At 43.3% G+C, this 16,474-nt stretch carries 19 protein-coding genes and 1 pseudogene; 6 read left to right on the forward strand and 14 right to left on the reverse strand.

What is annotated here, in order from left to right; all coding sequences use genetic code 11:
* Position 1: 1 nt before the first annotated feature.
* The 7 genes from ONT19_RS09665 to fldA all read right to left on the reverse strand — a co-directional run bounded on the left by ONT19_RS09665 (position 2) and on the right by fldA (position 7,932).
* Positions 2-502 (reverse strand): calycin-like domain-containing protein, encoded by a 501-nt coding sequence (locus ONT19_RS09665; RefSeq protein ID WP_153084980.1) that lies wholly within the window; start codon positions 500-502, stop codon positions 2-4.
* A gap of 63 nt (positions 503-565) precedes the next feature.
* Entirely contained in the window at positions 566-910 is a 345-nt protein-coding gene (locus ONT19_RS09670; RefSeq protein WP_089543796.1) for a DUF2149 domain-containing protein, read from the reverse strand.
* A 35-nt stretch (positions 911-945) separates the two neighbouring features.
* Entirely contained in the window at positions 946-1,536 is a 591-nt protein-coding gene (locus ONT19_RS09675; RefSeq protein WP_118201665.1) for a MotA/TolQ/ExbB proton channel family protein, read from the reverse strand.
* Between the two features lie 54 nt (positions 1,537-1,590).
* Entirely contained in the window at positions 1,591-2,286 is a 696-nt protein-coding gene (locus tag ONT19_RS09680) for a hypothetical protein (RefSeq protein WP_264952594.1), read from the reverse strand.
* A 39-nt stretch (positions 2,287-2,325) separates the two neighbouring features.
* Positions 2,326-6,687 carry a cobaltochelatase subunit CobN gene (locus tag ONT19_RS09685; protein WP_437183503.1) on the reverse strand — a complete coding sequence of 1,454 codons (4,362 nt, stop codon included), beginning with the start codon at positions 6,685-6,687 and terminating at the stop codon, positions 2,326-2,328.
* Between the two features lie 315 nt (positions 6,688-7,002).
* Positions 7,003-7,356, reverse strand: a complete 354-nt coding sequence (locus ONT19_RS09690; protein WP_022120342.1) for a DUF2023 family protein — start codon at positions 7,354-7,356, stop codon at positions 7,003-7,005.
* An 81-nt stretch (positions 7,357-7,437) separates the two neighbouring features.
* Complete coding sequence (fldA, locus tag ONT19_RS09695) at positions 7,438-7,932, reverse strand: flavodoxin FldA (RefSeq protein WP_118312892.1); 495 nt, start codon at positions 7,930-7,932, stop codon at positions 7,438-7,440.
* Positions 7,933-8,209: 277 nt separating this feature from the next.
* On the opposite strand from fldA, the gene ONT19_RS09700 reads away from it, so the two are divergent.
* Positions 8,210-9,415, forward strand: a complete 1,206-nt coding sequence (locus ONT19_RS09700; protein ID WP_022120340.1) for an ATP-binding protein — start codon at positions 8,210-8,212, stop codon at positions 9,413-9,415.
* 55 nt (positions 9,416-9,470) lie between these two features.
* Positions 9,471-9,605, forward strand: a pseudogene (locus ONT19_RS09705) (exonuclease); the annotation flags it as partial.
* A gap of 99 nt (positions 9,606-9,704) precedes the next feature.
* On the opposite strand, the gene ONT19_RS09710 reads toward ONT19_RS09705, so the two are convergent.
* The 4 genes from ONT19_RS09710 to ONT19_RS09725 form a co-directional block, all read right to left on the reverse strand.
* The gene (locus ONT19_RS09710) at positions 9,705-10,157 is read right to left on the reverse strand and encodes a PepSY-like domain-containing protein (RefSeq protein ID WP_264952592.1); all 453 of its coding nucleotides are present in this window, start codon (positions 10,155-10,157) and stop codon (positions 9,705-9,707) included.
* A gap of 377 nt (positions 10,158-10,534) precedes the next feature.
* Positions 10,535-10,705 carry a hypothetical protein gene (locus ONT19_RS09715; RefSeq protein ID WP_153072619.1) on the reverse strand — a complete coding sequence of 57 codons (171 nt, stop codon included), beginning with the start codon at positions 10,703-10,705 and terminating at the stop codon, positions 10,535-10,537.
* A 22-nt stretch (positions 10,706-10,727) separates the two neighbouring features.
* A complete protein-coding gene (locus ONT19_RS09720; RefSeq protein WP_264952590.1) occupies positions 10,728-11,204 on the reverse strand; it encodes an ADP-ribosylglycohydrolase family protein in 477 nt (158 codons plus the stop codon).
* Positions 11,205-11,325: 121 nt separating this feature from the next.
* Positions 11,326-12,846: an alpha/beta hydrolase gene (locus tag ONT19_RS09725; RefSeq protein ID WP_264952589.1), complete on the reverse strand. Its 1,521-nt coding sequence runs from the start codon at positions 12,844-12,846 to the stop codon at positions 11,326-11,328.
* A gap of 225 nt (positions 12,847-13,071) precedes the next feature.
* Here ONT19_RS09725 and ONT19_RS09730 point away from each other — a divergent pair, with 225 nt between their 5' ends.
* Complete coding sequence (locus tag ONT19_RS09730; RefSeq protein ID WP_264952588.1) at positions 13,072-13,254, forward strand: DUF4372 domain-containing protein; 183 nt, start codon at positions 13,072-13,074, stop codon at positions 13,252-13,254.
* A 119-nt stretch (positions 13,255-13,373) separates the two neighbouring features.
* Here ONT19_RS09730 and ONT19_RS16335 read toward each other — a convergent pair whose 3' ends face one another.
* Entirely contained in the window at positions 13,374-13,493 is a 120-nt protein-coding gene (locus ONT19_RS16335; protein ID WP_367399994.1) for an SHOCT domain-containing protein, read from the reverse strand.
* Between the two features lie 448 nt (positions 13,494-13,941).
* Between ONT19_RS16335 and ONT19_RS09735 the strand changes: the two genes are divergently transcribed.
* Together ONT19_RS09735 and ONT19_RS09740 are read left to right on the forward strand one after the other, a co-directional pair.
* Positions 13,942-14,604, forward strand: coding sequence for an ATP-binding protein (locus tag ONT19_RS09735; protein ID WP_264952587.1), 663 nt, complete (start codon positions 13,942-13,944; stop codon positions 14,602-14,604).
* A 308-nt stretch (positions 14,605-14,912) separates the two neighbouring features.
* A complete protein-coding gene (locus ONT19_RS09740; protein WP_264952586.1) occupies positions 14,913-15,272 on the forward strand; it encodes a hypothetical protein in 360 nt (119 codons plus the stop codon).
* A 393-nt stretch (positions 15,273-15,665) separates the two neighbouring features.
* Here the strand turns inward: ONT19_RS09740 and ONT19_RS09745 are convergent, their stop codons facing one another.
* The gene (locus tag ONT19_RS09745) at positions 15,666-16,001 is read right to left on the reverse strand and encodes an ADP-ribosylglycohydrolase family protein (RefSeq protein ID WP_264952585.1); all 336 of its coding nucleotides are present in this window, start codon (positions 15,999-16,001) and stop codon (positions 15,666-15,668) included.
* 17 nt (positions 16,002-16,018) lie between these two features.
* A complete protein-coding gene (locus ONT19_RS09750; protein ID WP_264952584.1) occupies positions 16,019-16,147 on the reverse strand; it encodes a hypothetical protein in 129 nt (42 codons plus the stop codon).
* A gap of 179 nt (positions 16,148-16,326) precedes the next feature.
* Between ONT19_RS09750 and ONT19_RS09755 the strand changes: the two genes are divergently transcribed.
* The gene (locus ONT19_RS09755) at positions 16,327-16,473 is read left to right on the forward strand and encodes a hypothetical protein (RefSeq protein ID WP_437183502.1); all 147 of its coding nucleotides are present in this window, start codon (positions 16,327-16,329) and stop codon (positions 16,471-16,473) included.
* Position 16,474: the final 1 nt, after the last annotated feature.

A 16,474-nucleotide genomic window follows, 5' to 3' on the forward strand; every position in this document is an offset into this window, starting at 1 on the left:
ATTACTTCTTTGTTGCATTTGAAGAACAGTTCATGATAAAAGGCATTTTACCATACTGTAAAACAAAAGTAATCTGCATTTTACCATCTTTTATAGTTGCTTTTATAGCAGTTTTAGAAAGACCTTTGCCATTTTCCAATGTTTGATCAAAACTGGTTTCAGGAATAGAATAAGTACCATTTGACTCTGTTACAGCAAGATTCTTCACTGTAATTGAAGGTAAAGCCATAGGTGCAGATCCAAATGCAGGAAGGATGATATTTACATGACTATCATCAACTTTTTCCAACTTAAAAGTTGCATTCTCCAATGGGTCCATATCACCCTGACCTGCCAAAGCAATAGACATTGTTTCACCAACGTAAGTACCAACAACCTGTTCTGCTGTTGCTGAAGAGCCAGCACCATTATTGTCATCATCATCACTGCTGCAAGAGCTGAATGCTACACACATAGAAACCAAAGCCAACATCATGGCCATCATTGTCTTAAACTTTTTCATTTTTCTTTATTTTTCTTTTAGTTACAATAATATTTTCTGTTTGAGGGGATTTGCAATCCCCGATTATTTATCTTCCGGAACATAGATGATTTCGCCATTCTCCAGCTGGTAAGCAATGCCTACCTTCTTTCCCTTGTTGCCCGACTTCTTACTCTGGTCTTCAGAAGGAGTATAGCGATTTATCTTCTGTCCATCCTTGGTAATGATTTCCATATTCTCCTTGCCAGGGTTCTTCACCATCGTGAAGTTATCCTTGCTGAACATTTCCGTCATATTATAGCGCGAAACGAGTGCCACCATCAGGGCAAGGGCAAACACCATCGCCACATCGAAGAGGTTGCTCACTACGCTCATGGGATCATCATCCTCGCCATCATGCGAGAGACGACTTCTACGTCTTTGTCTCATAAATTATTACTATTGAATTCTTCACTCTTCGTTATTCACTCTTCACTTACAAGGTCTGCCATAAACTCGAGGTTGCTCATATCCTCGGTGTACCAGCGGTTCTTGGTCTGCTTGGTTACGAAACCGATGGCTGCAGAGAACAATCCCACTACGGTGGTAGCGAAAGCCACCTGCATATTGTAAGCCATCGAAGCAATATCACCGGTAGAAAGACCTACCAGGGCAGGACCCATCGGAATCAAGGTACCCATCAAACCGAGCATCGGACCCATCTTCAGGAGTGTAGAAGGAAGAGAAAGATCCTTCTCAACAAACTGGGCATACTGGTCGAGGATGCGGTTTACCTGCGCCTTGCTCTGACGGTTGTCCACGAGTTTCTTCATATAGGAAACGATGACAGCCTGCTTGTTCTTTGGCAAGCGATCGCCCAGGGTATCGATGTTATCGAGCGTCAGAGTGTTCATCTGTTCACGAATCTCCGCCCCCGATTTGCGCTTTACAAGATACTGTCCGAAGAAACCTCCGAGGAGCAGCAAGGCTCTGAGGAAGAAGAAAATCAACAAAATAATCACAGGAACCAGCATGCCTGTGGAAATCCAAAACAATACGTCTGATATGTAATTCATCTTTTTTATAATGTTAAATGTTGAATGTTGAATGTTAAGTTGGGGCTTGCGCCTTTACAGTTTCTGTGATAAGCGCTGCATCTTGATGCGATAGCAGCCCCATCCTATCGCCATTCCTACGATGACGATGGCGATGACGCCGAGAAGCGAGAGGGCATCAAAACTGTTGAATCCTGCCACCGCAGTCCTGCCATTCACCGTACCGATGATGCCCATCAATCCGAGCAGCACCTCTACCAGGAAAAGCAGTTCCAAGCGGATTGGTCGCTCCGGCAAGAGCCATCTCAAACCGTAGGTGAATACCGGAGTCAAGACCAGCAGCACTACGGCAAGCACCCATGCCACTACCTGGAACGATACGCCAGGAAGCAGAAAGATGGTCATCACCAGAACGCTGAACAGCACTGGGAAAACCAGCAAACCCGGGAAATACTTCAGGAAGATGAAGAACACCCATTTGCGGCGACTCACATGTTCCGAAGTCTTCAGATCTACGTGGTGCACACAGAAAAGCATCGTGAGTGCCACGTCGATACTCAGCAGCACCGCCATATCGAGCATCAGCTTCTGGTCGGCTATCCAAGCCACAATCTGCGTCTTCGACTGCTCGATGGCAAGTGGCCAGGTCATTCCCACGAAGAAGGCTACGAGCACCGAGATGATCATAATCTCCTTCACTCCGTGGAAGGTCTGCTTCAGCACAAAACTGAAGCAAACCAATATCATCATTACTAAAACTAATGTCTCCACTTTTTTTAAAATGTTGAATGTTAAATGTTGAATGTTGAATTATTCTTCACTCATCATTTTGCGACGACGTCGCAAATATACGGCGAGCACAACGAAAGCTACGATGACGATGACACCTACTACGATGCCGCTCACCACAGTGGTGGTCTTCTGAGCATCCTCATTCAGCGTCTCCTTCTTCATCACCATACCCTTGTCGCTGCTGTTCTTCGCAGCCTCAGCATCGCGGATCTGCTCTACATTCTGCTGATATTCCTTGGCAGAAGCAGCATCGGTCTTGCTGGCTATATAGTTGCGCAGCTTGGCATTGTCGCAGACGAAACCGGAGCATGAAGGCTTATACTTGTTCACGGTCTCGGTATGAAGCTTGGCGATGTCCTTGAGCTGCTGAGGAGTAGCCTTCCACATTCCCTTGCGGGCACTCTCCATCATCACGGCGGTCATCTCCATCAGCGCTGCCGGATTCTGCTTGTCGAAGAACTCCTTGGTGCCGAGATTGTACTTGTCCTTGACATATACATTATAGATCTCGTCCCACATCTCCTTGTCGATTGCCTTTGGCTTCATCACATTCCAACCATAGGTATTGGTTACGATTTCGGCGAATGTGCTGGCACTGCTGGCTCCACCCTTCATCTTCTCCTTGATATAGGCAGGGTTGAAGATGGTGGTTCTGCCCTCGATGCCGATAGCCTCCTTCACCTCCTGCATTCTCATATTGCTATGGTTGCGATAGTCGGCGAGATAAGCATCCGGATCTTTACCGGTTACGTTGCGGACTGCGAGGTTCATACCTCCCATGAATTCATATACGTGGTCAAGACTCAAAGCACCCCAGGTGTTGCTCTGTCGTGGCTGAATCACCACATCAGTACGGGTCAGCGCTGCCTCGAAAGCAGCCTTGCGAACGGTTTCCCAGTTCTTCTCATCACCGTAGTAGGCACCCATATTGTTCATATAGACCTCGGCAATCTGACTCTCCTTATCCCAGCGGTCGCCTGCGGTTACCATCTCCTGGATACCGGTACCATAGTTGCCGTTTACGCCACCAAAGACACGATACATACTAACCTCGCGGGCCTCCTTTGGCGACATACCCTTCTCTACGAGCACTCTTTCGGATTCGGTAACACCGGCTTTCACCAGGTTGTCGTACTTGTCACCCTTGGCATTTGCCGCCATCTCTATCGCCTTGTTGATGAGGAAGAGACGGGATGCAGCCAGGTCGCGGAGCTGACCGGAAGTCTGAACCACGACATCGATGCGAGGACGGCCCAACTGCTTGGATGGGATGAGACGCAGATCGGTAACACGACCGAAGGCATCTCTTACCGGTTCTACACCGAGCATATAGAGAATCTGAGCGATGGTAGCACCCTCTGTTTCGATAAACTCACTACTCCAGAGCGTGTAGCTTACCTTACGAGGATATTCACCCTTATGTCGCTCACAATACATCTTGATGGTATTGTCGCAAAGTTCCTTCGCCTTCTCCCAGGCATCCTCCGAAGGTGTATTCTCCACATTGATGGAGAAGAGGTTTCTACCGGTAGGCAGGGTGTTCGGATTCACAATCAGATCACCACCAGGAGATGGAGCGGTAAAGCCGCCATTCAGGGCATTCATCAGAGAAGACATCTCGTTGAACGGACTCTGACGGAGCGCCTCCGAATACTTGCCCACATTCTGCAAGGCATGCTCTACGGTAGTAATCGCCTGAGCCAGATGAATCTGCTGACGGGTATATTTAGGTGCTTTCGACATCATCATACCCTTATCTTTAGAAGATTTCTGAGGTGCTTTGCCCTTGCCGGCTTTCGCCATCTTCGCCTTCTTCTGATCCTCCTGATACCATTTCTGTCCCTTCTTGATGGCTTCCATCATCTTGTCAGGGAAGTGACCGGTCTGCTCCATCTTCTCAAAAGCCTCACGACTCATCTGCGGAATCTTCTTCTTATGAGAAACCTTGGCAGCACGGAGCTCGCTTACCGTACGGTGGTCCACCTTCTTCGGCTTCGCCTCCTTCGCTCCACCCATCTGGTCTGCCATCTGCATCATCATCTGGATAGGATCTGGAGCAGCCTGCATCGCCTCTACCTTACGGGCCATCTGGAGTTCGGCAGGAGTGATTCCTACATAACGGCAGATGTATTCATCAGAAACCGAGGCTGAACCCAGAAGCTGGGTCACGGTATTGCGTGCCTTGCTCAGATAGAGACGGTCGAAAAGCTGCTTGTGCTTCTCCACACCCTCCTGAGCACGACCTTTCAGTTTATCTACTGCCAGCATTCCGTAGGCAATAGGATCTGTAGCCATCGCATAGACACTGGTGCGGACATCATCATTATCGTATGGCACACCCAGAGTATAGAGCTTGCCGGTAATCTTCTCATTAGCCAACTCTTCTGCATAGTTCTCTACTCTCGCAATTTCATCTGCAGAATAAGGCTTGTTCATCTGCTTGGCATCGAGCCCCAGTTCACGGGCGATTCCCATCTTCACGGTCAGCGCCTTCACCTTGAGCGACTGTTCGGCAGATGCCTTCTTCTCGTATGACTGGATGGCATCGCTCAACTGCTTGTAGGTCTGTCGCAACTCGCTCTCCTTGAAAGGAGGAGTGAGATAGCTCTGGGTCTGGGCATAGGTACGGCGCTTGGCAATCATCGCCTCTCCCACATTGCCGATGGTATATATATAAAGATGTGGAACCACACCAATCAATCGGTCACTCCAGTCGTCGCTGCCGAGTGCCACCTGCTTTCTCGGAGTATATTCCAGCGAGCCGTGGGTTCCGAAATGGATGAGTGCATCGGCACTGAAACCATAACGTGCCCAGAGATAAGAGGCAACATAGGTGTAAGGAGGTGCCTGGTCGGTGCCATGCACAATCTTGAAGGAGTCGCCTCCCACACCTGCCATCACCTGTGGAAGCAGAGCCACATTACCGAACTGCAGTCTTGCCACAGCCAACTTACCGTCATCGGTAGCCATATATTTGCCTGGGAAGGAACCATAGAGCTGGTTCATCTCCTTGATCATCTTCTTAGACAAAGCCTTCTGGGTCCATCCGGCAAACTGCTGGGCAGTAACCAGGGCTGGATGTCCAGACTTCAGGAACTGGGTATAAGCACCCTCGGCATAGGTTCCGAAGACGGCACCCTGAGCCTGGATCATCTTTGCCAGTTCCTGAGGATTGGCTGGCAACTTGCCTACATTGTATCCCTCATTCTTCAAGCGAACCAGGAGATTGTAGAGCGATGGAACCACTTCCATTCCCGAAGCGGTAAGTGCATTCTGACCGGGTCCCTTGAAGTAGAAGATGGCGATGCGCTTGTTGCTGTTCTTCTTGTTCTTCAGATTCACATAGCCCTGCACGCTCTCTACGAAACTCTCCATTCTGTCAGGGATGCCGTAAACCTCCTGCAAGCCCTCCTTGTTGATGCGCTGTCCGAAAACCACGTATGGACAGATGGCACCATCAATCTCCGGAGTCACGATGCTCTGCGACATGAAACCGCCATTCATTCCCTGCTTGTCGTTCTCCCAATCGGTGGTCAAGCGGTTGATATTAAGAGGTGAGAACAGTGGAATATTCTTCTGCTTCAGAAACTCTACGAAGTAATCGCCCAGTCTGCCATGCGCCATATTTACTACGGCATTCGCCTGAATACTGTCGGCATGATGACCGGCGATAAAGCTCTGCAGCTGGTTGATGCGATACACCATGAATCCCTTCTTCTCGAAAGCCTTCTCCATATCAGGAGCCGCACCCATAAAACCGGTGAGCAAGATGGTAGGAGCACCTTCTTTATATAAACCGTTCTTTGCCAGGAATGCATTGTACTCGCGGATGCTGTTGAAACCCAGCTCATCGCCCTTTTCATCCTTCGGGTCGAAATGAGTCAGGAGATAGTCTGGTCGCTCATCCACACGTTCCGGCTCTGGAGCCATGAACTTCTTTCCGTCGATAAATTTACGGATGTAAGCGAGCATGCTATGATAATTCTTCTTGCTGCCGTTCTCGATGTACTGCATCAGATAATCGGCATCGAAGTTATCTACTGATACGATATTGTTGGCTGGGTTGGTAGCAGCATGAGTCAGGGTTGGCACCTTGTAGGAAGCCTCTTCCAACTGCTTGCGCTGGTTCTCGTCGATTCGGAGACCCATACCATTCACGATAATCATATCGTAATCATCCAGATGATCGAAATCATCGGTCGTGATTTCACTCAGTTTAATCATCGCATTGTCGTTGGCATGCGAAATCTGTCCCAGCGCAATAGCCTGATAGTTGAGGAAAGCGATGCGGGTAGTACCCACCCAGGCAGAGTAAGCCTTCGCCAAACCTCCCAGAACAATCACGGCCAATAAGGCCAGGAAGATGTGTTTCTTTTTAATCTTTCTGATTTTTCCTAATCCTTTTTTCATATCTATTCCTTTTTTCGGGCTGCAAAGGTAAGGCTTATTTAGAAATTGTACAATACCGAGAAATTGTGATTTTCACATTTTTTATACTTAGAAGTTGGTATCAGGTTAAACGCATTGATATAGTCAGTACTAATAAATAAGTAGTGCTTTCAGGACTTTTTCTTTCATTTCAGCCCTCAAAAAGAGGAATTATTCCGAAATATGCAGAAAGAGCGTAATCACCATTACGGCAATCACGCTCTTTCTACTTATAAACATAAAACATTACGAAGATGAAAGAAAAGCTTAGCAAACCTTCTTCTTCCGCTCACAATAGCGTTCGCATTGGGCGCAGATGTCATATCCCAGCATGGCACCCAGGATAAAATCCTCCTCCGGCGTAAGCTGGCATAATGGTTTGGTGATTATCATGCGGATAGCATCCAGACATTCTTTCTTACCAAAGAAGAGATTCAGACGGTCGTTGCCAACCGGCTGGATGATATAATCAATGTTCTGACGCTCTAATCTTGTTATGGCAAAAGACTCATATTTCTTGTTGAAGGTGTAGAGCACCAGACGGCGCACGCCCTTCTTATATTCATAAATATGATTCATCAGAACCTTCAAATCTACTGGTGTTGCGATTTCCTGCTGCATACTATCCGAATTTATCTGTTTTTAAACCAAGAATCAGAGAATTCCATCATTCTCCAATTCTTGAAAAATATTTTTGTAAAATTATAACGCTGGTTTGATAGCCTCAATCCAGGCATCGATACGCTCCTCTGTCTTGTCGTCCTCGTTCACCTCGTCGAGTGCGAGTCCCAGGAACTTGTCGCCATCAATTGCCTCACTGTCATCATAGGTGTATCCGTCTGTAGAAACACCAGGCAATACGGTAGCACCAGCCTCAACGGCAGCATCATAGAGTTCCTTCATGCCGCCACAGAATGTATCAGGGTAAGACTCGCTGTCGCCACAACCAAACAGGGCCACAGTCTTGCCAGCCAAGCCGGCACTCTTCAATGTCTTCACGCCATCATACCAGTCATCCTGCATCTCACCGGCACCCCAGGTAGAAGTACCGAGAAGAAGATTCTCATGACTTGCGATAGTAGCGTCATCGATGTTAGCTACATCTACAGCTTCCACGCCCAACTTAGAGGCGATGGTTTCGGCAATCGACTGGCATGAGCCAGTAGAAGAGCCATAAATTACGATTGTTGTTTTCATTTGTCTATCTTACTTTTAGTTACATTTATTTTCGGGTGCAAAGATACATCCTTTTTCCATCATCTGCAATACCTAAAAATGATGGTTTCGCAGAAATACCTAAATATGGGGATAGATAAAAAGTTTTAGGACGATTTATCCTAAAACTTCTCTAATTTCAAAAGTTTTAGGACGATTCATCCTAAAACTTTCTTAAATATTCTACTTTTAGGATGATTTATCCTAAAAAAAATAGTATCTTCGCAGCAAATATATAATCAAAGAGCAATGAAATGATATGAAACGAATAGAAAGAACGGAATATCTCAATAAACTGATCGCTTTCAAAGACAAGTCTCTTATCAAAGTGATAACCGGCATTCGCCGTTGCGGTAAATCCACCATTATGGAGATTTATCGTGACTGGCTTAAGAGGCAAGGTGTCAGTGCCGACCAAATCATCTATCTCAATTTCGAGGATTACGACTTCTATGAACTTCGTAATCCACATAACTTATACGCTTATATCAAGCCATTAATTCATCAAGACAAGATGACTTATATCTTCTTTGATGAGATACAACATGTGGAAGATTTCCCTGACATCATCAACAGCCTCAACCTGAAGCCAACAGTAGATCTCTATATTACGGGGTCGAATGCCTATATGCTGTCAAGCGAAATCGCCACGTTACTATCCGGAAGATATGTGGAAATCGCAATGCTTCCCCTTTCATTCAGAGAGTATGTTGAAGGTATCGGAGGAACCGACAATCTTCCCAAAGCCTATACAGACTACATCACAAGGAGCAGTTTTCCATATACCCTTGAACTGGATACTCCCGCAGAAATCAGCGACTACCTGAATGGCGTATATAACACCATTGTAGTAAAGGATATCATGAGCAGGAAGAAGTTACCCGATGTCATGATGCTGGAAAGCGTTATCCGTTTCACAGCCGACAATATCGGCAACATCCTATCCACCAAGCGCATAGCCGACATCATGACTGCCGATGGAAGGAAAATAGACCAGAAAACCGTAGAACGATATCTGACCGCACTCTGCGAAACCTTCTTCGTATATGAAACCAAAAGATACAACATCAAGGGTAAGCAGCTGCTCAAGACATTGGGTAAATATTATCTAGTAGATATCGGTTTGAGAAGAATGCTCCTAGGTTCCCGCTCATTCGATGCCGGCCGCATCCTGGAGAACATCGTTTATCTGGAACTACTCCATCGCCAGCAGAAAGTATATATAGGAAAGATGGATAATCTGGAAGTAGATTTTGTAGCGATTGATGAAAACAATATCACGTATTATCAGGTAGCTGCTACCGTTAGAGATGAGACTACCTTAAAACGTGAATTGGCATCTCTGCAGCAGATCAATGACCAATATCCTAAGTATATCCTTACACTTGATGAAGACCCTACTGCCGATTACAACGGTATCAAGAGAATCAATGCCCTAAGATGGCTGATGGGAGAAATAGGATAGCCTATATTTCCTCAGAGTAACACCATAATATATAAGGCACAAAAATGATAATTCTATGAAAGATTTTGCAGCGATAAATTTCGAAACGGCCAACCAGCAGCGTACAAGTGTCTGCTCGGTGGGCATTGTGATAGTGAGGGATGGCGAGATTGCAGACAGCTACTACAGCCTCATCAAGCCCGAACCGGAATAGATGCCGAAGCCTGTGCCTGGATAGCAAGAGAGCTGTTATAGTAAGTACCAGAACTGCATGAGGGTGTGTCATAAATCCATGACACACCCTCTTCTGTTATTTGTCAATTTCAGCACGTATGAACATACCATTATATCTGTAATAGAGATCGTAGTCAGGAATATCAATTTCATATCCGCCAACCTCTTTTTCAATTTTGTAAGGCTTCAAATCAGGATATTTCTTTGCAATATCCTCAGCTATGACAGTAGGAATAATGCCTACAGGGATCTCAGAGTATTTGCACTCAACACTCGTCCACTCTCCCTTCTCATTAAACTCCACTTTAGAGCCATCACTGAGCAATACTTCATATTCCCAAAAGCCATTATCTTTCTCCTTTTCCACACGGCTGTATGATGCACCAGCAAAATATTGCTTTACAAACTGCTGTGCCGACATCGGCAATGCTGCATAATCAAACTCTTTCTCTTCACTGCTGCATGAAACTGAAAAAACTACAAGTAACATCGCAAAGAATGCAGTAATAAATGTTCGTTTCATTTTCATAATGTTATCATTTAAAATTACTATATTTATACCATAATCTCTAGAACCAATATCTATGATACAGATTCGAAATCTATCAGCCACAAATATAATAGTTTTACTTTAAACTACAATGATTTCAAACTCAAATTAACTGTAATTCAATATTTTTTATTTTTCCATTTGTTCTACTGCCATAGTTCTTAGTTGTTAGACTTATTCAGGTTACAATAGATATTGCATAGATAGAAATTACAAGGTAGACTTTTAGGTTCGGTTTTTGAAAGTGAGTCCTGCTGGCAATGATGCCGGCAGGATTCTGCGTTATAATACTCTAATGCAGACTGCGCTTACTTAAATTCTTCAATCTACGGGCAAACTCAGGTGCAACCTCTATCCTATAACTCATTAAGCAAATCCTCCGCAGGAATAAAATCCATTTTTCCTTCGCGATGAAGCTTCAATTCCGTAAAGGCCTGATTGATACTAGCAAGGGCTTCTTCCAAATAGCTCTCGTCATTAGAAAGTACGCCCAAGCTATTATAAATATCAGTATTCAATTGCATCACATTCATTATCGAATCCTTTCTTTTAGCGATACATTGCGTAGAATTCCTGCACCTTGTCATGAAGCATAGAAGCATGGAGAAGACCATTTCTCCATTCGTCAGGAATATGGCATATTCCAAATTTAGCACCCAGGATAGCTCCTGCTACTGCAGCATTTGTATCCGCATCTCCTCCTGATAAAACAATCTTCAAGATACCCTTTTTATACGAGGTTGCATGCCAATAAGCCCATAGGGCAGCCCCTAAAGTTCTGAGCGTATATCCCATACTCTTTTCATCATCCAGACACAAAGAATCCAGACCTTCATGATATGCCAAGTCAACAAATGGAACGATTCGTTCATCATATTGTTTGGCTATGCCAATCACATCTTCATAATCCAATATCCTGTTTTCAAAGACAAGAGCATGTATGATAGAAGAAACGATAACGCAAGAGCCCACACAGCGTGGATCAAAATGAGTTAGCTTACAGATATTCTCAGCATTACTAGTCACATTTTTCTTCAGAAGTCCTACCACCAAACGCCTTCAAAGAGCAGTAAAATCAGAATAAAACAAAATCTCCTCTCTTGCAAAGACACAAGAGAGGAGAAAGAGTTTCATCCCAAATATTTCTCTATTTACCGCAAATCGATCGAATCCATCCAAAAAGTTCGTTCAAGGCGTAATCACCTGAGTGAGGACGATTCCAAGGCAGCTTGAAGTTAACATCCTTACCCTTGTTTTCAAGCTTGGTAGCCAAGTTGATAGGAATAGGGAACGCCGTGTCTCTGTCTATGGCTCCATGACGGATGTACCAATGAGGTGCAATGCAAGAACCTTCTTCATCCATCATGCACATCGGATTGAGCAACCTTACATTCTCTTCTATTTCCTTGCCAAGAACAGCTTTGGAATTTCCTATGGCTTTTACCAACGAATAGGTGGTAAAGTTAACAGAACTACCCTTGCTATTGCCAAACTCCTCATTTTCTCCACTGGCCTTACTTCCTGCTACTCCTTTACTATCGAAAGCCGGCACACCTTTTAGGGCTGTCTTACTTGCCACATAAAAAAGATACTTATCCAAGTCAAGACCAGTGATGTATTCTCCCTTTGACTTATTTCTCATTGGCATCATCTTAGGACCATCTTTTGGCACATCCATTGGAAACTTCATTTCTCCCTGCTTCTTGCCACCATTCATAGGAGCAATGAACTTCATGCCTGAAGAGAATGAAAATCCAATACTATCTGGTATATCAGCACCATAATCCTTTGCATCCTGAGCACTTGTCATCAAAAGCTGCTTGATATAACCACGATAGTTGTCTGCGTTCAAATCACTTCCATCCTTTTTCTTTAGTCCCAAACTATTGATGTAAGCAGGAAATTGTGCAGCCAACTCCTTAGAAACAGCAACTTGCTCGCTCGTTACAGGTCGAATCTTTTCATCCACACCTCCATACAACCACTCATACGCCATATCCGCATGGTCAAGATCGATGATAGGGCAAAAACAAACTGCCGCAAAAACATCGTCTCTTGTATCAGCTGCTCCCATGGCTTTGAGCATAGGCTCATAAGAAGGATTATTGCCGGTGGAACCCAATAAAGACGACATAGCTCCACCTGCACTTGTTCCATCGGTAATAATATGCTCGGCCTCACCCAGCATATCCCTGTCAAAGAAACGCAGATAGCGAACTGCCGCTTTCAAATCAAGCAGTCCCTTAGGAGCACGACCCGTATAAACTGTCTTTCCCTTCTGTACAATCATAGAGTTTCTACCTCTTGCACCAGGTATAGCTACAACATAGCCTTCTGCCAAAGCTCTACCTGATGCATCACCCTCATCTATCATCCTTGGAGCAGCTGCCATATAGCCACCCACATAATTGGGCATAAAGATAGGAGTGGATTGCGTTGCACCCTCAGGAACAAACACATTCATGTACTGATACGTAGAATCCTCTACATGAGTAACATAATACAAATTTGTGTAAGCAGTATAGTTGACCTTCTTCCCATTAGGAAGGGTAACAGACCCCGCCACGCCTTTCGAAGCATCAAACACCAACTTTGGTGTAGGCTTCTTCGCTGCCTGGGCACATACACAAAGTACCAAGGCCAGCGATGCTACGAAAAACTTCTTCATTGTTACTTGATATATTTAAACGATGCAAAGTTACTTCAAATCCTGAAGAAACAGAACAATTAGCAGTGAAAAATTACGATTTTAATAAATAATAACACTAGTGTCCCGTTAAAACGAGACCGACAATTAGCAAATAAGTTATTAATACTCAAAAGTTTACGGACTTTTTACAGTGTATTCGATTTGATTTTGTATCTTTGCACGCATATTTAAAATACGTGTGCGATGAACAAAGGCAAAACTATATTCTCTCAGATTATGTCACTTATACCAGAACGTGATTTCAAAACTTGTGTAGACCGTTATAAGGGAAACTACAGAGCAAGAAACTTCTCTTGTAAAGACCAATTCTTAGTAATAAGGTGTATAGGTTTCTCACAAACAACATGGAATATGCAAAGAAAGTGATGCACATAGATCAATCGCTACACACTATTTCAAAGAACGTGGGTCTATTCCTTACGGACAAGACTCCTTTAAATGATTTGTTTAACAAAGTTGTTCCAACAGAAGAGACGGAAGATTGGCTATATCCTAGCCTTTTCAGCCCCGACGATTTCTAAACGGGACTGCAGTGATTGCAATATTTTTGCTTTCTGAGCTTGGAATTCATATTCTGTAAGAACTCCGGAATCTCTGAGTTGCACCTATTTTGTCAATTCATCAACAATGAATCCACAAAGAAAGTAAGTAACATTAATATAGTAACAATTTTAAAAAGATAAGATTATGAAGAAGTTCATTTTGCAGCGTTATTCATATTAATAGGATTTAGTTTTTAAAGGTAATTTTATTAAACATTCCCAGTTTTTGACATTTGTGTCATTTTTCGGGAATGAACACACGAAAAGCCATTAACATCTTACTTTCTGGGGCTTACGTTACAAGATTTTGAATGCAAAAGTCCACAAAGGAGCCGATTTATTCCCGATTTTTGTCATTAATGACACTTTTCGGGAACGACTATGATTATAAAAAGAGATTATTATTTACAGCAACTCATATCGAGCAAGTCTAACAATCTCATAAAGATTGTAACTGGAATTAGATAGTGATAAGAAGAAAGATGCATACCTCCGATCTTTACACGAAACAGTGTATCTCAAAGATATAATAGAGAGGAACAACTTGAAGAACAGCGAAGAATTCATGGAGTTGATGCGTGTGATGGCTTCATGTATAGGTTCTCCGTGCAATCCTAGTAAGTTGGAAAATACATTCAAAAGTATAAAGAATGAAACCCTTGACAGAAAAACCATATCCAAATATCTTTCCTACATGGAAGATGCTTTTCTTATAGAGAAGTCAATGCGATATGACATAAAGGGCAGAAAATATATAGGTACACTTTCGAAATACTATTTTCAAGACATCGGATTACGCAATGCCTTACTGAATTTTAGACAAGTGGAAGAGAATCATATCATGGAAAACGTCATATACAATGAGCTTCGTTTACGAGGCTTTTGCGTTGATGTGGGTATGGTAGAGGCAAGGACTGCAAAAGAACGCAAACAACTGGAAGTGGATTTCGTTGCAAATATGGCAGACTGTAGATATTATATCCAATCAGCATTTGCAATGCCTGATGATGCAAAAAGAGAGCAAGAATGCGCTTCATTAAAAAGAATCGACGATTCCTTTAAGAAGATAATCATAATGCGCGATGACATAAAACCATATCATGACAACAATGGCTTTTATATTGTCGGGTTAATGGATTTCTTGCTAAAGCCAGATTTGATGGAACAATTATAGAAATCGGAGAAAGAATCCATTCGTCATGAGTGGACTCTTTCTTTTGAAAATCATAGCTTACCTATTATTACATGGTTGGGTACCTTACATTCCCCAACTTTTTGTGGAATGTTTCCACATACTTTCCTCATGTTCCACACTATCTACTTTTGACACAAAAAACATAAACGTCTGATAATCAACGCATATTATTTTCTCGCTTTTTTTTGGCACACAGATTGTGACTATGAATAGCGGATTCGAAAATGAATCCACAAAGAAAGAAAGTAAGTAACATTAAATAGTAACAATTTTAAAAATATACGATTATGAAGAAGTTTATGTTTGCAGCTATCGCAGCTATGGTAATGGTTTCAGTAAGCAACGTTTTTGCATCAAGCAGAATGGTAGGTAACGCAGAGGTAGCACCTGTTGATACCGTAGCTCCAGATGCTCCTTCAGATACAACAGAAGTTGGCACTCCTATCCAGCCACAGGCTACCACTGAGGATTCTACTCAGCAGGAGACACCAGCCGAAACTACTACAGATACTCCTGTAGCAACAGAAGAGAACACCCAGGCAGAGCAACCAGCTACTGTTCAGGAGACTCCACAGGAGAATACTCAAGAGGAGACAACTCAGCAGCAGGAGTCTGCAGAGACAGAGCAGCAGACAAATGCTGAATAAGAAATCACAAGAGAGTTCTATTAAGTTCAATTGAGTTCATTTTGCAATCGACATATAAGAAAAGCGTAGAATCCTGCTGGCTGTAATACCAGCAGGATTCTGCGTTATTATTACGCATTGATAAATTTTTGTGTTAAATTCGTAAAAAATACTTGGAAGATAACTGAAAAATGATTACCTTTGTATTAATTAATGTAAGAATGAGTTTTATGCATATACTGAATGAACAGACACGAGAAACATTAAGTCGGAAGTTAGGAAAAACTTACGATGAGATATTGCAGATGAGTGCGGAAGAGTTAGATGCACTTGTCGAGGTTCGTTTTGGCAAAAAACTAACTCCAGCATTCTCTCTCAAAAACATGGTTAATAGAGGGTCTGTCTATTTGTTTTTCAAACGTTTAGTTTCAAAAAATGATATAGACAAACGTTTAGCACGAATTTAAAATGGATAACAGCCCCATTAGCTGCAGCTTTTTTCTTTCCCATCTTCCAGATAATCTCTGCAGCCTTCTGTGGATTCGGAGTATAGTCGCCAAGAGCCATTACATTATATGTATGCCGACCAATTCCCATGCCTCCGTTCATCATCCATTCCTTAAACCTTCTGGCAATATCAAGAATATCTACCTTTTGACAAGCCACAAAGGAATCTAAGATGCATAGCATCATATCAGTATCATCTGTCCAGTCGCCTCTTTGCCAACGACGACGATGATCATCCTGCACGATTTGTGAATAGTCCTCTATCCCATTAGGATAAAACGATTCACCTCTTGCTTGGACATAAACTCCGTGCTCAGTCCCAAGGCATCTCCTACAGTTTGTCCGAAGATGGTACCGAGGAATCTTTCTTTTAAAGTTTCATTTTCCATATTTTTTCTATTCATACAACCAACAATCGTAAAGTCATCCATATCTGGCAATAGTGCTGTACCGATTACACAACTTCACTTTTTAACGACATCACTTATTCCCTTTCATGCTCCTTCAGATACAACTATATGTTCTGCGGAACCATGATGCGGCTGAGGAAGCAGCCAGCATGTACACTATGATGGGATGCAGCAAGCTGACTGGTGTTGACTTCCGAAAATGGACAACCTACTTCTTGACTCATATACATGAGTATGATAATGATTATTCGAAAGACTTGGCTGACTTCCTGCCACTGAGACAAAGAGAGAAGGGAATTCTGTAAT

It is taken from the genome of Segatella copri (assembly GCF_026015625.1).
Taxonomy (GTDB): domain Bacteria; phylum Bacteroidota; class Bacteroidia; order Bacteroidales; family Bacteroidaceae; genus Prevotella; species Prevotella copri_H.